Raw genomic sequence first — 16,518 nt, 5'->3', positions numbered from 1 at the left:
GGGAAAGTATACTTTTTTCTACAACTTCTACGTCAAGTTACCTCAAGCATACCTTTTAATAGAGGTCAGCCAATGGTCAGGACGAATCGTAGTTCACGGTATAACGGCACGGCTCTGAACGAAACCCATGTCCAGTGCTCACTCATACTGGTTCTTTATGAGATTGTGAACGCCATTATCAAATCATAAATTAACAATAACAGAGGTTGCCCGACGGCTTTAGGAGGTTTTATTCTTTAAAATTCTGTTTTAAGCTTGCAAGAAAAATCAACCTGCAACCACCTATCGTTTAGTACTCAGCATCTCATATCTTTTATTCGCTTGCCTACCTCAATTATGTGTCGAATCTATAGCCTGCTCATCAGCTGTCTGCTTTTTCCGGTATCGCTTCTGATTGCTCAGAATAAGCCCAAAAAGGCTTTATTCATTATCGTCGATGGTATTCCGGCGGATGTCATTGAACGGGATTCGACCCCAAATCTGGACAGTATCGCCAAACAGGGTGCTTACAAACGTGCTTACGTGGGTGGCATAAAGGGCACGTATTCGCAGACACCAACGATCTCGGCAGTCGGCTATAACAGCTTGCTGACAGGCACCTGGGTCAATAAACACAACGTTTGGGACAATAGTATCAAAGCGCCCAATTACCACTACCCCACTATTTTTCGGCTGTTCAAAGAGCAATATCCTGCCAAGAAAATCGCGGTATTCTCTAGTTGGCTCGACAACCGCACCAAACTCGTTGGTGAAGGTCTGCCGCAAACCGGAAAATTGAAACTTGATTATCATACCGATGGGTACGAACTCGATACGGTCAGATTTCCGCATGATCAGGAACGGGATTTCATGGCCCGTATTGATCATCAGGTTGTTTCAGATGCCGTAGCGTCCCTCCAAACGCAGGCTCCCGATTTGTCGTGGGTCTATCTCGAATATACCGACGACATGGGTCACCGCTACGGTGACAGCCCGCAGTTTGTGAATGCCGTCAAGCGAATGGATGGCGAAATTGGCCGTATATGGGAAGCTATACGCGACCGCCAAAAAAATCACGGCGAAGAGTGGCAGATTTTCATTACCACCGATCATGGCAGAGACGAACAGACGGGCAAGAACCACGGTGGGCAATCGCCCCGGCAGCGCACGACATGGCTGGTCACGAACACGCCAACGCTCAATACCTATGCCGAACGTTTTCAGCCCGCCGTGGTAGACATTATGCCCACGATAGCTCGTTTCCTGAACATTTCGATCCCAACGGAACTGAGCCGGGAAATTGACGGAATTCCACTGACGGGCCCACTATCACTGGCCGAACCTACGATACAACAAAGCCCAAATCAACTGGCTGTAAGCTGGAAAGCGCTCTCCCAAACGGGAGCCGTAAACGTATGGCTTACGACAACCAATAACTTCGAAACCGGCGGTAAAGACGATTATAAGCTCGTCGCCAAGGTGCCGCTCAAAAACGAACGGGTAGTCATCAACACGCGCAACATACCTTCGTCGTTTTACAAAATTGTATTGGAAGGACCATCGAATACGGTCAATCGATGGGTGGTTTCTGGTGAGAAGAAATAGTCAAGAAACCCCAGTCTGGCTAGAATCAGACATTGAACGACCAGACTGGGGCCTGAATTACAGCAACGGATTTCGCTTAATGTATTTCCCGTCCTCGAAACTGATCACGTACTCCGAATTGAAGTGTTTGCTCTTGATATAGTAATCCGTTGTGATGATTTGTGCGCCCGACTTAGAGGCTGCTTCAAACATTTGCCTATCGTTCTGGCGAGCCTGCTTCGTATCCGCGTCAGCACGTGTACGAACGAGGTATCCTTTTTTCACCAGATCCTGAATAGCGGCCAGCTCATTAATCGGATTGTTTCGAATCACAAAAGCAGCTTCGGGAGTACCGGGTTCCGAATTAGTAAACAACACCCGGCCTTTCAGCGATGGATGCCCTTCAATGTAAGTCGTCCGTTTCGCTCCTGTTTCGTCCAGTACAAACATAAACTTGCCTTTGGCAGCCGCAACCGTCGGCCATTTGCCCGCCAACACCGCTTTCTCTAAAGTTTCAGCACTACCGCGAACATCATCCGGCGTAATCAGATATTGCTTCCCTAAGGTTTCTACTATTACTTTATCTAACTGGTCATATACCTCCGCCGTAAATTTTTCAGGCACCGCAAATCCAGGTCGATTAATCGGCTCATCTTTCGCATTCATGGTGATAAAGACCGGATAATGCCCTTTGTGTGCATCAGACCAGCTCTTTAGTTCCTGCAAACAATTTTTAAACGTCAGGCAGTTGCTGCGAAAATCTATTTCCTGAATGTGAAACACTTTAAAACCGGGCTCCTTCATCACACCCTGCAGATCGTAAGGAGTAGTTTGAGCGTCTTTCCCGGCCCAGTCAAGTCCTTTTGGATGCGCATATTTACCGCCGTTAACATCGGCATAAATATCGATCTCAAGGTTTTGAAGCCCCATCGAAAGCTGATCTGACAAACCGATATGGCTGTAATCGATTGATTTCACCATCGATGAATCGACCTGCTTTAATGTCCGCAACAAGGCGGGATCGATAGCCTGTTTATAGCTGTTGTGTGAGCCAATCACCTGAATTTTATTGATTGGCAAACGATCCAGATCAATAGAAATAAATGCGGGAAGAACTATCAGTAAACTGACAAAAGAGAGACGTTTCATAAAAATGTAAAGCGATTCATTTACCTCAGCAAGGTACTGATGACAGGGTTAAGCAAACGTTAAATTTAGCGTTCTTATCCTTACCACGGCTCCCAGCTATTGTGGGTGAAAGGTTAATTACAGGCAGAAGTAGAATCCATTGTAAATTTCTTGTATTTTATGAATAAAAAATAAAAACTGATTGGGGGATTCGATAGGGCTAACTTGTCTTACCTCTACCAAACCCTTCGACTTGATGCCAGCTGACGCATTTCCATTCCGGCGATCTACGGACCCGACACCTACCGGGCCAACGCCTTTGCTGCGGAGCGACCCCGAAGCCCCAACTCCCATGCCCATCGATAGCGAACAGTTTATCCGAAATGCGTTCGCCACCGATCCAAGGCTTGGTTGCGAGTTGCTCTTTCGGCAGTATTTCGCGCCTTTGTGCAGTCATGCCGTACGTTTCGTATATGACCGGCAGTTGGCCGAAGATCTGGTTGCCGACTTGTTTTACGCGTTTTATACGAAAGAAATTTACCAGCAAATTACGGGCTCCTATCGGGCCTATCTGTATCAGGCTGTACGGAATAAAGCCTATAATAGCCTGCGTTGGGAACTGGGTCGGCAGGAAACCTTACCCGATGATCTCGACCGGCCCGATACCGAAACCACCCAACCCGACCGTCTTCTGCAACAGGACGAACTCTACCGGGCGCTGGAACAGGCGGTTCAGCAGCTGTCGCCCCAACGGCAACGTGTATTTCTGTTAAGCCGCTTCGAGGGTAAATCCTACAAAGAAATTGCCGAAGAGATGGCCTTATCGCCCAAAACGGTCGAAAATCATCTTTTGCGCGCCATTTCAATGGTTCGACAATCGCTCCGCCAGCAAAAGCTGATAAGCTGGGGATTGCTCCTTATTGCGGCCTGGTCTTAATGCTCAACGCTTTACCCACTCACCATGGAACCTCCCAAAGAATTATTATTTACCTACTTCGCTGGTCAGGCAACGTCGGTTCAGCAGAAAGCCATCGGCGAATGGCTGAGTCGTCCCGAAAACCGGGAAATGTATTTCCAGTGGCTCGACGAATGGGAACGCACCTATCCTCAATATGCCCCTGATGTGGCGACTCACCTCGGTCAGTTTCGGCAACGACTCGATGCGCCCGACGACGTTCAGCCACGGTTGTTACGCGTGCTCCCCGATGAAGCTCGCCCATTCTGGCATTCTGGCCGATGGCTGGTTGCTGCTACGGTTGCGCTTACGCTATTAACCAGCGGCTGGCTGTTCCGGGAATCGCTCTTGTATTCAACTATTACGACCGGCCCGCACCAGCTTCGCTCGCTAAATCTGCCCGATGGTTCAACCGTGGCTCTGAATAGCAACTCATCCATACAACTACCACGCATTGGCTACGGCTGGCTCTCCCGGCGGGTAACGCTGACGGGCGATGCGGTTTTCGATGTAAAACATCTTCCCACCAATCAACCCTTTGTTGTCCACACGCACGATGGTTTGGCCGTAGAGGTGCTTGGTACGGAGTTTTCAGTACGAAGCCGATCAACGCGCGCTGAGGTCGTGTTAAAACGGGGAAGGGTCAACCTGCATTACGCAACGAATGACCAACCTGTACAGAATCTGCTCATGAAACCCGGCGACCGGGTTACACTCGACGGACACGGCGCTTTACAACTCCAGGCACGATCCGACACAACCCGGTTTGCTCAATGGCGTTACCGACTTTTCAGTTTCAACGATACGCCCCTGCGTGAGGTAGCTTACCAGATCCAGCGTGTCTTTGGTGTGAGTGTTCAACTTACCGATCCGGCGCTGGCTCGACGAACGCTAACCGGCACCATCCGGGCGGGTTCTTCCGACGAACTGGCCGAAGCCCTTGCCGAATTACTTGGCCTTCAGGTCAGTCACCGCGATCAACATTTAGTTTTTTCAACTGCTTCCGAAACCCAAATCACTCAATGAGAAAATCGATACCCCTCGCGCTGGTAACGGGTTGGCTGCTAAGCGTAGGCTATGGCCCAACCTTAGCCCAAACTCTGGCCTTTGCCCGAACGACTCAGCTTACCAACAAAAATCAGGCTGGCAAAGAGACTAGTCTGGCTATTGCCCACCAACCCCTGAAACAGACGCTTCTACAGTTAAAAGAGCATTATGGCGTAGACATTCTGTTTGAAGAATCAGTCGTGGCGCGCCACCTCAGTCCGCTTGAACCGCTCGACCTGACTGTTCGGCTGGAAGCGAATCTAAATCTGCTTCTGAAGCCTTACGGACTACGGTTTAAAAAAATGCGGTCGGGGGCCTATCTGATTCTGCCACCCAAAAACGCCGAAAAAACAGCGGCCAGCCAACCAGAACCAACCACGATGGCGGCAACCGCGCCGGTTCCAATAGTGGGCCTGGCGAATCTGCAAGGTGTTCAAATGACTGAATCTGCCCCAACGGATGTTCGGGTGAGTGGTCGGGTTACGGGCGAAATCGGTGAAGCGTTACCCGGCGTAAGCGTCGTCGTTAAAGGTTCGCCCAGAGGCACAACGACCGACTCACAGGGCCGCTACCAGATCAATGTTCCAAATGAGGGCGTTACACTCGTGTTTAGTTTTGTCGGTTACGTCAGCCAGGAGCAGGTGGTCGGCAACCAGTCTACGCTCGATGTAAAGCTCCAACCCGACACCAAGTCACTGAACGAGGTGGTCGTTGTTGGCTATGGCCAGGTCAAAAAGAGCGACCTGACGGGTGCTGTAGCCAGCGTACCCGTTGAAGAAATCCGCAAAGTGGCAGTTACTTCACTCGATCAGGCATTGCAGGGCCGGGCGGCTGGTGTTCAGATTACGCAGAACTCCGGCGCTCCGGGCGGCACAACAAGCATACGCATCCGGGGTGGTAATTCGATTCAGGGTGATAACGAGCCGCTATACGTCATCGACGGTATTCCGTTTAAAAATGATGGAGCCAGTAGTGGAGGCAACTTCAACGTGTTGAGCACACTCAACCCTAGTGATATTGAGTCGATCTCGGTACTAAAAGATGCCTCGTCTACAGCTATTTACGGATCACGGGGATCGAATGGTGTGGTGATCATCACTACCAAACGGGGCAAAGCAGGTAAGTCGACCATCAATTTTGAAACGTATTACGGTATCCAGCAGGTCCGCCGGAAATACCCGGTTCTGAACGGTAGAGAATATGCCCAGTTTGTGAATGATGCCAATACAAACGAAGGCCGACCAGCTGTTTATTCGCAGGCGCAGGTCGATGCTTTTGGCCAGGGTACCGACTGGCAGGACGAGATTTTCCAGCAGGCACCAATGGCCAATTACCAACTCTCATTTAGCGGTGGTGACGAAAAAACACAGTACGCCATTGCGGGTGGTTATTTCAAACAGGGAGGTATTATTGTCAACTCTGATTTCGACCGTTATTCATTCCGAACCAATCTGGACCGAAAACTAACCAACAGAATAAAAATCGGCAATAGCCTGACGATCAACAGAACTGTCACGAATCAGGCCCGTTCCGATGGTGACTTAGGCAGTGCCGGCCTAGTGACCATTGCCGCGCTTCAATTCCCTCCGATCCTGCCGGTTCGCAATGCCGATGGCACTTATTTATTGACCGATCCAGCTCTGCCTTTTACCGCCGACAATCCGGTTGCGCTGGCCCGCGATAATAAGAACCGGACTACTGCCTACCGTATTTTCGGCAATGTTTTCGGCGACTATCAGATTATTGATGGACTGAACCTGCGTGTATCGCTCGGCATGGATGGAATTCTTCAGAAACAGGACTCTTACTTACCCCGCTCGGTGTCGAGTGGGCTGGCTCAGGGCGGAGCCGCGTCGATTTTCAACAGCCAATCTGTTACCTGGCTGAATGAAAACCTGCTGACTTATACGCGCACGTTCAACAGTGTGCATAATGTAACGGCCTTACTTGGCTATACACAACAGGCCAATCGCACAGAAACGAGTCAGGCTCAGGCCCGTAACTTTGTGAACGATAACTTAGGATCGAGCAACCTGGCGTCGGGGTCAGTGCCGCTAACACCCTCATCGGGAATTGGCACCTGGGGTCTGCAATCCTATCTGGCCCGTATCAATTACGGTTATAAAGATAAGTACCTGCTTACGGCTTCGTTCCGAAGCGATGGTTCATCGCGCTTTGGGGCTAACAAACAGTATGGCTATTTTCCATCGGCAGCCCTCGCCTGGCGGGTATCGGAAGAAGGGTTTATGAAAAATAACCGGGTGGTCAATGACCTGAAACTGCGGGCTACCTACGGCTCTACCGGTAATCAGGATGGTGTGGGCAACTACCCGGCCTATTCGTTGCTTGGCACTCAGAATTACGTTTTTGGCAATACCGTTTCAACGGGTCTGGGGCCAAATCAGATTGCGAATCCTGATTTATCCTGGGAAACCACCACACAGGCCGATCTGGGCGTGGATGTTGGTTTCCTGAATAATCGAATTACGCTGACAGCCGATGTGTACCTGAAACGGACGAAAGACTTGCTGCTGAACGTAACGGTTCCGAGTACATCGGGCTTCTCGAGCGCCATCAAAAACCTCGGCAAAGTCGAAAACAAAGGGGTCGAGCTCAGTATTTCATCACGGAATATAGACGGTGCCTTCAAATGGAGTACTGACGTGAATTTTGCCCTTAATCGCAATAAAGTACTTGATATTGGGGGTACGCCACAAATATTTGCGGGTAGTGTCGCCAACATCGGGCAAGGGCTGAATTCAGGCATCATCCGGGTCGGTGAGCCATTAGGGTCATTTTTTGGCTACGTCACCAATGGGCTCTACCAAACGACCGATGAACTGACTGCGCTGGCTGATCCGCAGGCCAGGAAACCCGGCGACCGTAAATACCTCGACCTGAACGGCGATAAAAAGATTGACGATAATGACCGTACGATAATTGGCCGGGCACAACCCAAGTTCATCGGTGGTATCAGTAATACGTTCTCGTATAAAGGCGTGGAGCTGACCGCTTTCTTCCAGGGCGTTTATGGAAATAACATCCTGAATGCGAACCGCTATGAACTGGAATACCTGAACGCTACGACAAACCAGGATCGGGACGTACTGAATCGGTGGACACCAACCAATACCAACACCGACATTCCACGGGCCTCAACAACCCGTCCGGCTAACCGCGTATCGACCCGCCAGATTGAAGATGGCTCGTACCTGCGCTTAAAGAACATTCAGTTAGCCTACAACTTACCGGCCTCAGCCCTGAAAACCCTGAAAATTCAGTCGCTACGGGTCTATGCAACGGCGCAGAACTACCTGACGTGGACAAGCTATTCGGGCTACGACCCGGAAGTAAACCGCTTTGGCCAGGACAGTCGCAGCCAGGGCTTTGACTATGCCAGCTACCCCGCAGCGAAAACGATCCTGTTTGGACTTAATGTAGGATTCTAATTGAATGGATCATGAGCAATTGAGAATGGATATTCAAAGACTTACCCATTATTCATTGTTCGTTAATTATGTCATAAGCCATGAAAAAACACATAGTCGTTACCCTTCTTCTACTCGGCGCGATGACGTCCTGCGAAGTGCTGGATCAAAAGCCCGAATCGAGTTTTACGCCAGCGAATTTTTATAAAAACGCCGACGATGCCAAAGCGGCCGTGAGTGCGGTTTATGATCCGCTGAATAACGCCAACATGTATGGTCAGATCATGTGGATTTTGCAGGATCAAGCCACTGATGATGCGGAATGGGGAAATGGTCGATCGACGGCCAACCAGCCCAAAAATGACCTCGACAAATACACGTTTACACCCGCAACGAACACATTTCAGTCAATCTGGTCAACGGTGTATTCGGCGATCAACCGGGCCAACGCCGTGATTGCCCGCGTACCGGCTATCCCGATGGATAATGACCTGAAAGCCCGGTACGTAGCTGAGGCTAAGTTCATGCGGGGCTTTTATTACTTTACGCTGGTTCGGTTGTTCGGCGGGGTTCCACTAATCACCGCTGAAACAACATCGTTGAATAATTTAGCCGTTTCCAGGGCATCCGTCGATGACGTCTACAAACTGATTGTTCAGGATTTTACCGAGGCCGAAACCGTACTGCCAACGACCTATTCGACCGCTGACAAAGGCCGTGCTACCAAAGGAGCTGCCAAAGCATTTTTAGCGAAGGTATATCTGACCCGCCAGGATTGGGCCAACGCTTCGGCTAAAGCAAAAGAGGTTATCAATCTAGGGGTTTATGACTTATGGGCGAACTTTGCCGATGCCTTCCTGATCGCAAACAAAAATGGAAAAGAAGCGGTGTTTGAAATGCAGGCTCTGAGCGGTGGCTTCAACGAAGGAAGTCTGATGCAGGGCTACATGCGGCCCAATTTTGACCGAGTCAATGGCGTGGCCGGTTTTGGCGACGATCCCGCTACCGAAAATTTGTATAAAGCGTATCGTGCCGACGACAAACGGCGAAACGTTACGCTGAAACTTTACTCAGCGACAACGACTCCGGCGGCTCCGGCCAGCGTTTTGTTTCCCTGTTACGTCTATAAATACCTAGACCCAGCCTCAACGGGAACCAGCGATGGCGGTAACAATTATCCCATTATTCGCTATCCCGACGTACTATTGATGTATGCTGAAGCCCTAAATGAACAGGGAGCGAATAATACCGAAGCCTATACGACCATTAACCGGATTCGAAATCGGGCAGGACTACCTAATCTGACAGCGAACCTGAATCAGGCCCAGTTTCGGGATAGCCTGCTGCTGGAGCGACGGCTGGAACTAGCCTTCGAAGGACATCGCTGGTATGATCTGTCTCGCACGAAACGGCTAATCAGTGCCATGAAAGCCCAGAACCCAACCATTATAGTTGAAGAACGGCACTACCTGTTCCCGATTCCGCAAACCGAACGTGATGTCAATCCGCAGTTAACACAAAATCCAGGTTATTAATGTAGTCCTTTGTCTGAGAGCAGTCGCCTGGAACCGTGCCACGGTTATCAGGATCAGCATCAACAACCGTGGCACGGTTCCAGGCGACCGCTCTCAGGCAAAGGCCTGTAATTGAGTGTATCATTTTCAGTGGGGTAGTTTTCAGTAGCTAAAACCGGGCTACCCTGCCTACTACGCCCTGAAAACTACAGCTATGCAACGTCGAACGTTTTTACAAAGCACACTGGCCCTTGCTCCGTTTGCAAACCAGCTTTCATTTTCCGGAAATGGGAGTCCGCTGGCTGATGAAAGTCCGGTCATTATCAATGCGGGGATTGGCGGCAACAATACGGTCGATCTACTGGCCCGGATCGATAAGGATTGTCTGGCACAGCGGCCTAATCTGACCATTCTGATGATAGGAACCAACGACATGAACAGCAAAAAATACGTTCCCCTTCCCGATTATGAGCAGAACCTTCGAGCGATCTGTTCAAAGCTGGTTGCTGTACAAAGTCAGGTTATGCTCATGACGATTTTGCCCGTTTACGAGCCCTACTTGATGACCCGGCACGACCCTAAATTTTACCAGCCAGAAGGTTATACCGCGCGGAGATTGAAGGTGAATGATACCATTCGAAAGGTGGCCACCGACAACAGATTTCCATTGCTGGACATAGGGCATATTTTTGAGAAAGTAGGCAACATTGGCCTGGAAGCCAATAGTCTGATCAAAAATGAAGCGAACAGCCAGAAAACGGATGGGCTTCACCCGACTCCCGAAGGTTACCGTACGATGGCCGTTGCCATTTACACATTTCTGACCCAAAATCAGCTGATCAAAAACCGCATCGTCTGCTTTGGCGATAGCATCACTATTGGCGATGGGAACGGCCAGAACTACCCATCCCACCTCCAGAAATTAGTAGCGTCTTAATCGTTCTGCTCCGCATGAAAAAACTGCTTATTTTTTTCGCTTTCGCTCCATTTTTTAGTCCGCTTACGCTTGCCCAAACGGCACCCACCACGGTCGATATATGCGTTTATGGTGGTTCTTCCGCCGGTGTGATCGCAGCTTATACCGCCAAAAAGATGGGCAAATCAGTCATCCTGATCGAACCCGGACGGCATCTTGGCGGCCTGACCACGGGTGGACTTGGCTATACCGATATTGGCAATAAATATGCGATTTCGGGCATCGCCCGCGACTACTACCGCCAGATCGGGAAACATTACGGCAAATTTGAACAATGGATTTTTGAACCCCATGTTGCAGAAGACCTCTTCAAACAATATGTCAAACGCGCCGATGTCAACGTCCTGTATGCACATAGACTGGCCTCAATAAAAAAACAGAACGGGTCCATTCAAAGCATTACGGTTAAACCATCGACGGGTTCGGCTCAGTCCAAGGTAATCAATGCCAAGGTATTTCTCGATTGTACGTATGAGGGTGATCTGATGGCTCAGGCTGGCGTCAAATACACTGTTGGTCGCGAAGACAACAAGACCTACGATGAAACCTACAACGGTTTTCAATTACTTGACAAACACCAGTTTGTGGATGGTGTTGACCCTTATAAAGTACCGGGCAAGCCCGAAAGTGGTCTGCTCTGGGGCATCAGTACAGCCCAGATCGTTCCGACGGGAACAGGCAACAAACAGGTTCAGGCCTACAATTTCCGGATCTGCCTGACCAGCGATCCGGCCAACATGATTCCGATCACCCAACCGGAAGGGTACGACCCAACCCGGTATGAGCTTCTGCTGCGAGCCATCGAAAAGAATCCCAAACTAGCTTTTAACACCATTCTAAAACCGGATCGGATGCCCAATCAGAAAACGGACATTAACAACAACGGCCCGTTTTCTACTGACATGATCGGTGTAAATTACGACTTCCCGGAGGCCAGTTACGAACGTCGGGCGGCCATTCAGCGGGAGCACGAATTGTATAACAAGGGGCTGTTGTACTTCATCGGACACGATCCGCGTATGCGTAAAGACATTCAAATGGAGATGCTCAAGTTGGGCTATCCGAAAGATGAATACACCGATTCGGGCAACTGGTCGACCCAGATGTACGTGCGCGAAGCCCGGCGTATGATTGGCGACTACGTGATGACACAGGCCAACTGCCAGGGCCGGGAGGTTGTCAAAGATGGCGTTGGTATGGCCGCTTATACCATGGATTCGCACAATTGCCAACGGTTGGTTGTCGAAAAAAATGGCGTAAAAATGGTTAAGAATGAAGGTGATGTTCAGGTAGGTGGCTTTCCGCCCTATCCGATTTCGTACCGATGCCTGATTCCTAAAGAGGCTGAATGCAAAAACCTATTAGTACCCGTTTGCCTCTCGGCTACGCATATTGCCTATGGGTCAATTCGAATGGAACCCGTCTTTATGGTACTGGCTCAATCATCGGCTGTGGCAGCCAGCATGGCCATTGACGGCAAAACATCGGTACAGGCTATTGACATAAAGAAGCTTCAGAATGAGCTCAAAACAAATCCGTTAGCCGACGGTAGTACGCCCGAAATTCTGGTCGACAATGACGATCCGGCACAGGTTACCCACACAGGCGAATGGAAACGAGACAACAATCCAAAGGGTGCTTATGGGCCTGGCTATTTTACAACGACAGGTACCGGTGCGGCTCCAAAAACGGTACGGTTCAATCCCGCCGTGACAAAAGCCGGTAATTATCAGGTTTATGTTTATTTCCCCAAACTCACCGGAGCCTCCAGCAAAACAAATCTGATCGTCTCAGATGGTAACCAGACAAAACCCATTACGATCCGCGAATCAGACATTCGGGTCGAAGGACAAACATCGGGCGAATGGGTATCGCTGGGGTCTTTCGCGCTATCGCCGAATAAGAAAAGCTACGTTGAGGTTTCGACGAGCGATGCCGATGGTATTGTTGTGGCCGATGCAGTATTGTTTGTACCAAACTGAGAAATTTTATTGAGTGTGCAGGCAAAGTCTGAAGGAGCCGCAAAGCGATCGTATTTTTTGTAGCTCAGAGCCGTAGAGCCGTGCCACGGTTAGTTTATCCATCATTAGTAACCGTGGCACGGCTCTACGGCTCTGAGCCAAAGGTCTATCTCCTTCACGTGCTTTTTGGCCATTCTAACAAACCTGCACGACTTCCACATTCAGTAGTGCTCCAAGTTTCCTGAGCTTAGACGCAATGTGCCCTACTCCTACCGCACAATGGTGAGCCGGTCCATGACTGTTCCAGTCTTCAACAAACCGGCGGGCACCGATCGAAAACCGGTATCGACTATTTGTATTGCCTATTTCCAGAATTGGTCCCGCCACCGATTCTGCTTCAGCGGTAAGCAACTGAATTTTACCATCAACCGTTTCGACAACCGACAGCAAGGTTACCGGTCCATGCTTAACCGACATTTCTACGGATAATCCGTTGCCAACTTTGCCATGATAGACATAGAGTGGCCGCACTTTGGTCTTTCCTTCGGCAATGGCAATGTGGCCCGGTCCGTCATGGCCCATTAACACGACCTCGTCGGCAAAATCCATGGCGTAATATTCGGTGAAGGAGCCGCCAACCCCGAATGAATCCATAATTTTCATCGCTTGTACATTCTTGACCTCATACTCTCCCGCAACGGGTATGCCCCTGGCAGTCAGTAGCGAGTTACCCAGAATGACCGAACTCATCGTGTCTTCATTCCACGGATTACCTGTTCCTTTATAATAGTAAGCCAGCGAGCCTAAATCAAGCACCTGTACTAGCCGATCAAGCGCAATAGAAGTGCGGGCCGCCCGCTCCAGTTCAGGAGCCGTACAATCGTCCTGTATGGCAAACGTTTCGGAAAAAAGAGTTACCCGCTCCCGAATTTCCTCATCGGTTACATCTTTTCGCAGGGCCGACAACTGATCGACTTCAATCATTTCAATATGCCCGCCAAACACCGAACTGTGTAGGGTGAGATTCGAGTAAATGTCGAGCATACCGCCATAGTAATTCCCCATGACGCCCAGTCGGTTATGAGCCAATATGTTGGCTACGCGAGCCGCATCTACCCACTCATCGATCTCATTCCAGGCAAGCGGGTCGTTCCGAAGCATGCCCGTAATCTGATAGAACGGAATGCTGGATCGCTTAAATACGCTGGCAATTTCAGGAACCGGGCAAGCCGAGCAATAGGCCAGCCACTCGCCTGTCATACGCGTGCGGTCGCGTAGTGAGTTAAACCACTGGTAATCAATAGCCGGCTCGGGAGTCAGATTGAGTACGACAACAGGCACCTTTGCCCGACGGACGACCGGTAACACAGTCGATGAAAGCGCATAGGTCGTGACATATAGAAAAATCAGATCTACGTCGGCCTGCCGAAACTGATGCCCGGCGATCAGTGCTTTTTCGGGCGTATCGATCATGCCCAGATTAACGATCTCAATGGCTGGTCGACGCATTTTCTCTTCCAGTTCGTGGAGATAGCCTTCCAGACGGGCCTGCAACCCCTCAAATTGCGCCCAGTAGGCTTCTAATCCAATGCCAAATAAACCGACTTTGAGCGAATAGAAATTCTGGTGATTCGTTTTAGTAGCGACGTCAAACCCGGAGGTGATTGCAGGTTGTGGCATAGTATCTACAAGCTAAGTTAAAACATTAGTTGGGTGCGGTGATTTTTTTAATAAAGAAAAGAAACAAAACAACCGCCTGAGTACTTACCTAAGGTACCGTTCATACTAACAAAGATTGTATGTCATTTACGATTACGACCCAGCCATTTGGTCCGCTACCGCTGCCTTCGGATCGCAAACCACTAACCGAATACATCCTCCAATACACAGGAACGGGTGAATTTGCTACCATTATCCCGGAATTTGGCGGTATTCTCCGGCGTTTGGTACTCCGTCGGGGCAATCACCTCTTCGCGTTACTTAAAGCACCCGAATCGCCCCAGGCACTACTGGCCGATGAGTCGTATGCCAGTGCATTGCTCTTTCCCTTTCCGAGTCGAATCCGGCATGGCATTTATGCATTCGAAGGCGAAAAATATGCCCTCAAAATGAATGAAGCCAGTCGTGACAATGCCCTTCATGGCTTTGTTCACGGTCGGCAGTTTAGTGTTATCAATCAGGAAACTACACCCAATCATGCCAGCCTTACGCTTCGGTATGATTATGCCGGGGATACGGTTGGTTATCCGTTTCCGTTTGCGCTGACAGTCACCTACGAACTGACCCGCGCCGATTGGTTAACGCTTGGCAGTGACCCCACTGAAGACCGGCTGTGTGCATTGCGCATCACCTATTCAGCACTCAACACGGGTACAACCCGGTGCCCGGTAGCATTTGGCTGGCACCCTTATTTCACCTTTACCAGCGAACCCATTGACGAGCTAACGCTAACTTTGCCGGGTAGAACGGCCATCGTGCTGGATGGCGATATGATTCCCAATGGGCGTCAGCCCGTGGATGCTTCAGAAACGGTAGCTCTCCGCGATCGCCAGTTCGATACGCCCTTCATCATTGAACCAACGGGTACAACGCCCGATGGAATTAGTTTTGCCGAAACGGTTCTGGACTCCCCTCAGGCGGGGGTCAAACTGGTAATAGGTCAGGAAACGGGCGAGGGAAAGCTAAATTATCTGGTTTGCTATACCCCTACCCGACGCGATAGCATTGCCATTGAACCGCTGACGGCCAATGTTGATTCATTCAACAATGGTGAAGGATTAGTCATTTTAAACCCAGGCGAAATTTTTAGCGGCTCAATGTGGGTTCGACTGGAGTAGTCTCAGATTATATGATGCTGGACATTGGCTGCTATACGCTGGCAAACAGATCAGGCAACTAGTTCTCACTAGGCCACGCTCTGGCAGCCAATGTCTGCGACCCTTATCCTGCTAAAGTGGCCGAATTTTTACGTTGCGAAACCACACAGAGCTACCCCAATCCTGCAAACCAATTCGACCCGTAAAGTTACCTTTACCGATAGGAGCACTTTTTAGCTTGCTCGATGCTAACCGCTGTTTCCAGTCGGCACTGGTCAGGTCGTGCTCCTGAATACTGAAACCATTTAATGTAACGGTCAACTTGTTATTTTTAAGAACAAAGTGAACCTGATTCCATTCGCCAACCGGTTTCAGTTCACGAACCCGCGCATTGGCTACGCTGAAGAAGTCGCCAGCACGGTGTTTATTTTCATCCGCTCCTTCATAAATGGCGTCGTCGAGCACCTGAAGCTCTAAGCCTGTGTCGAAAATATTCTTGTATTGAGGAGCTTCCTGGACAAAGAAAAATATGCCACTGTTTGTAAACCGCTCGACTTTCCAGTCTGCCTTAAACTCAAAATTGCCTTTAAACACCTCATCCGTTGTTAAATCGCCCCCATCTGGTGCTTTATTACCAACCCGATTAGGTACATTTAACTTCAACGCTCCCTGATCAATTTGCCAGGACGACCCCACGCCTTTACCACCATATGTGTGCCAGCCAGCCGTATTTTTACCATTAAAGAGGAGTTTCCAGCCTTCCTTTTTCTCCTGGGATGACAAGGTGTTCAGGGCTTGAGCGTGTGCCCCAGTAAAGGCAAAACTGGTCAGGCAAATAAAACCGAAAATTGTACGAAGCATAGTTGAAGGAAGGGTTACTTTCTTTCAAAAAGCAGGGAAGACTCATTAACTCCTCATGTTTGCCGGTAAACGTTTTTAACCAATCCTTTGCTGCAATCCCTCAAACAAACGGAAAGCCGGCCAGTGTAATTGACTCAACGCCTGACTCCGGTAAACTTAGTTATGCTTACGGCTATTAGAAATTTCTTTTCGAGCCGTAGAGCCGTGCCACGGTTACCATTGATTCGCAAACAAACCGTGGCTCTCAGCGAAACTCCTGCAATAGTCTG

The 16,518-nt window shown here is 49.7% G+C and carries 11 protein-coding genes; 8 read left to right on the top strand and 3 right to left on the bottom strand.

Going from position 1 to position 16,518, the window contains the following annotated elements; all coding sequences use genetic code 11:
• Nucleotides 1–336: 336 nt before the first annotated feature.
• Nucleotides 337–1,584 (top strand): alkaline phosphatase family protein, encoded by a 1,248-nt coding sequence (locus G8759_RS07510; protein ID WP_167206654.1) that lies wholly within the window; start codon nt 337–339, stop codon nt 1,582–1,584.
• Nucleotides 1,585–1,641: 57 nt separating this feature from the next.
• Here the strand turns inward: G8759_RS07510 and G8759_RS07505 are convergent, their stop codons facing one another.
• The gene (locus G8759_RS07505) at nt 1,642–2,712 is read right to left on the bottom strand and encodes a phosphatidylinositol-specific phospholipase C1-like protein (RefSeq protein ID WP_167206652.1); all 1,071 of its coding nucleotides are present in this window, start codon (nt 2,710–2,712) and stop codon (nt 1,642–1,644) included.
• A 235-nt stretch (nt 2,713–2,947) separates the two neighbouring features.
• Between G8759_RS07505 and G8759_RS07500 the strand changes: the two genes are divergently transcribed.
• The 6 genes from G8759_RS07500 (at nt 2,948) to G8759_RS07475 (ending at nt 12,593) form a co-directional block, all read left to right on the top strand.
• Nucleotides 2,948–3,628 (top strand): RNA polymerase sigma-70 factor, encoded by a 681-nt coding sequence (locus G8759_RS07500; RefSeq protein WP_232074166.1) that lies wholly within the window; start codon nt 2,948–2,950, stop codon nt 3,626–3,628.
• 24 nt (nt 3,629–3,652) lie between these two features.
• Nucleotides 3,653–4,672, top strand: coding sequence for a FecR family protein (locus G8759_RS07495; RefSeq protein WP_167206650.1), 1,020 nt, complete (start codon nt 3,653–3,655; stop codon nt 4,670–4,672).
• Complete coding sequence (locus G8759_RS07490) at nt 4,669–8,142, top strand: SusC/RagA family TonB-linked outer membrane protein (RefSeq protein ID WP_167206648.1); 3,474 nt, start codon at nt 4,669–4,671, stop codon at nt 8,140–8,142. The genes G8759_RS07495 and G8759_RS07490 overlap by 4 nt, the downstream gene beginning before the upstream one ends.
• A gap of 80 nt (nt 8,143–8,222) precedes the next feature.
• Nucleotides 8,223–9,656, top strand: a complete 1,434-nt coding sequence (locus tag G8759_RS07485; RefSeq protein ID WP_167206645.1) for a RagB/SusD family nutrient uptake outer membrane protein — start codon at nt 8,223–8,225, stop codon at nt 9,654–9,656.
• A gap of 193 nt (nt 9,657–9,849) precedes the next feature.
• On the top strand, nt 9,850–10,572 hold the full coding sequence (locus G8759_RS07480; RefSeq protein ID WP_167206643.1) for an SGNH/GDSL hydrolase family protein: 723 nt from the start codon (nt 9,850–9,852) through the stop codon (nt 10,570–10,572).
• A gap of 14 nt (nt 10,573–10,586) precedes the next feature.
• A complete protein-coding gene (locus tag G8759_RS07475) occupies nt 10,587–12,593 on the top strand; it encodes an FAD-dependent oxidoreductase (protein ID WP_167206641.1) in 2,007 nt (668 codons plus the stop codon).
• A gap of 174 nt (nt 12,594–12,767) precedes the next feature.
• On the opposite strand, the gene G8759_RS07470 is transcribed toward G8759_RS07475, so the two are convergent.
• Entirely contained in the window at nt 12,768–14,252 is a 1,485-nt protein-coding gene (locus G8759_RS07470) for an arabinose isomerase (RefSeq protein ID WP_167206639.1), read from the bottom strand.
• 119 nt (nt 14,253–14,371) lie between these two features.
• Here G8759_RS07470 and G8759_RS07465 point away from each other — a divergent pair, with 119 nt between their 5' ends.
• Nucleotides 14,372–15,409, top strand: a complete 1,038-nt coding sequence (locus tag G8759_RS07465) for an aldose 1-epimerase (RefSeq protein WP_167206637.1) — start codon at nt 14,372–14,374, stop codon at nt 15,407–15,409.
• 111 nt (nt 15,410–15,520) lie between these two features.
• Here G8759_RS07465 and G8759_RS07460 read toward each other — a convergent pair whose 3' ends face one another.
• Nucleotides 15,521–16,249 carry a 3-keto-disaccharide hydrolase gene (locus G8759_RS07460; RefSeq protein WP_167206635.1) on the bottom strand — a complete coding sequence of 243 codons (729 nt, stop codon included), beginning with the start codon at nt 16,247–16,249 and terminating at the stop codon, nt 15,521–15,523.
• Nucleotides 16,250–16,518: the final 269 nt, after the last annotated feature.

It is taken from the genome of Spirosoma aureum, from assembly GCF_011604685.1.
GTDB classification, from domain to species: domain Bacteria; phylum Bacteroidota; class Bacteroidia; order Cytophagales; family Spirosomataceae; genus Spirosoma; species Spirosoma aureum.
The sequence above is the reverse complement of the archived record's forward strand: the minus strand, read 5'-3'. Positions and strand labels throughout refer to the sequence as shown.

Coding starts and splice junctions, on each gene's coding strand:
- G8759_RS07510 (WP_167206654.1), top strand. CDS start 337: ATGTGTCGAATCTATAGCCTGCTCATCAGCTGTCTGCTTTTTCCGGTA.
- G8759_RS07505 (WP_167206652.1), bottom strand. CDS start 2,712: ATGAAACGTCTCTCTTTTGTCAGTTTACTGATAGTTCTTCCCGCATTT.
- G8759_RS07500 (WP_232074166.1), top strand. CDS start 2,948: ATGCCAGCTGACGCATTTCCATTCCGGCGATCTACGGACCCGACACCT.
- G8759_RS07495 (WP_167206650.1), top strand. CDS start 3,653: ATGGAACCTCCCAAAGAATTATTATTTACCTACTTCGCTGGTCAGGCA.
- G8759_RS07490 (WP_167206648.1), top strand. CDS start 4,669: ATGAGAAAATCGATACCCCTCGCGCTGGTAACGGGTTGGCTGCTAAGC.
- G8759_RS07485 (WP_167206645.1), top strand. CDS start 8,223: ATGAAAAAACACATAGTCGTTACCCTTCTTCTACTCGGCGCGATGACG.
- G8759_RS07480 (WP_167206643.1), top strand. CDS start 9,850: ATGCAACGTCGAACGTTTTTACAAAGCACACTGGCCCTTGCTCCGTTT.
- G8759_RS07475 (WP_167206641.1), top strand. CDS start 10,587: ATGAAAAAACTGCTTATTTTTTTCGCTTTCGCTCCATTTTTTAGTCCG.
- G8759_RS07470 (WP_167206639.1), bottom strand. CDS start 14,252: ATGCCACAACCTGCAATCACCTCCGGGTTTGACGTCGCTACTAAAACG.
- G8759_RS07465 (WP_167206637.1), top strand. CDS start 14,372: ATGTCATTTACGATTACGACCCAGCCATTTGGTCCGCTACCGCTGCCT.
- G8759_RS07460 (WP_167206635.1), bottom strand. CDS start 16,249: ATGCTTCGTACAATTTTCGGTTTTATTTGCCTGACCAGTTTTGCCTTT.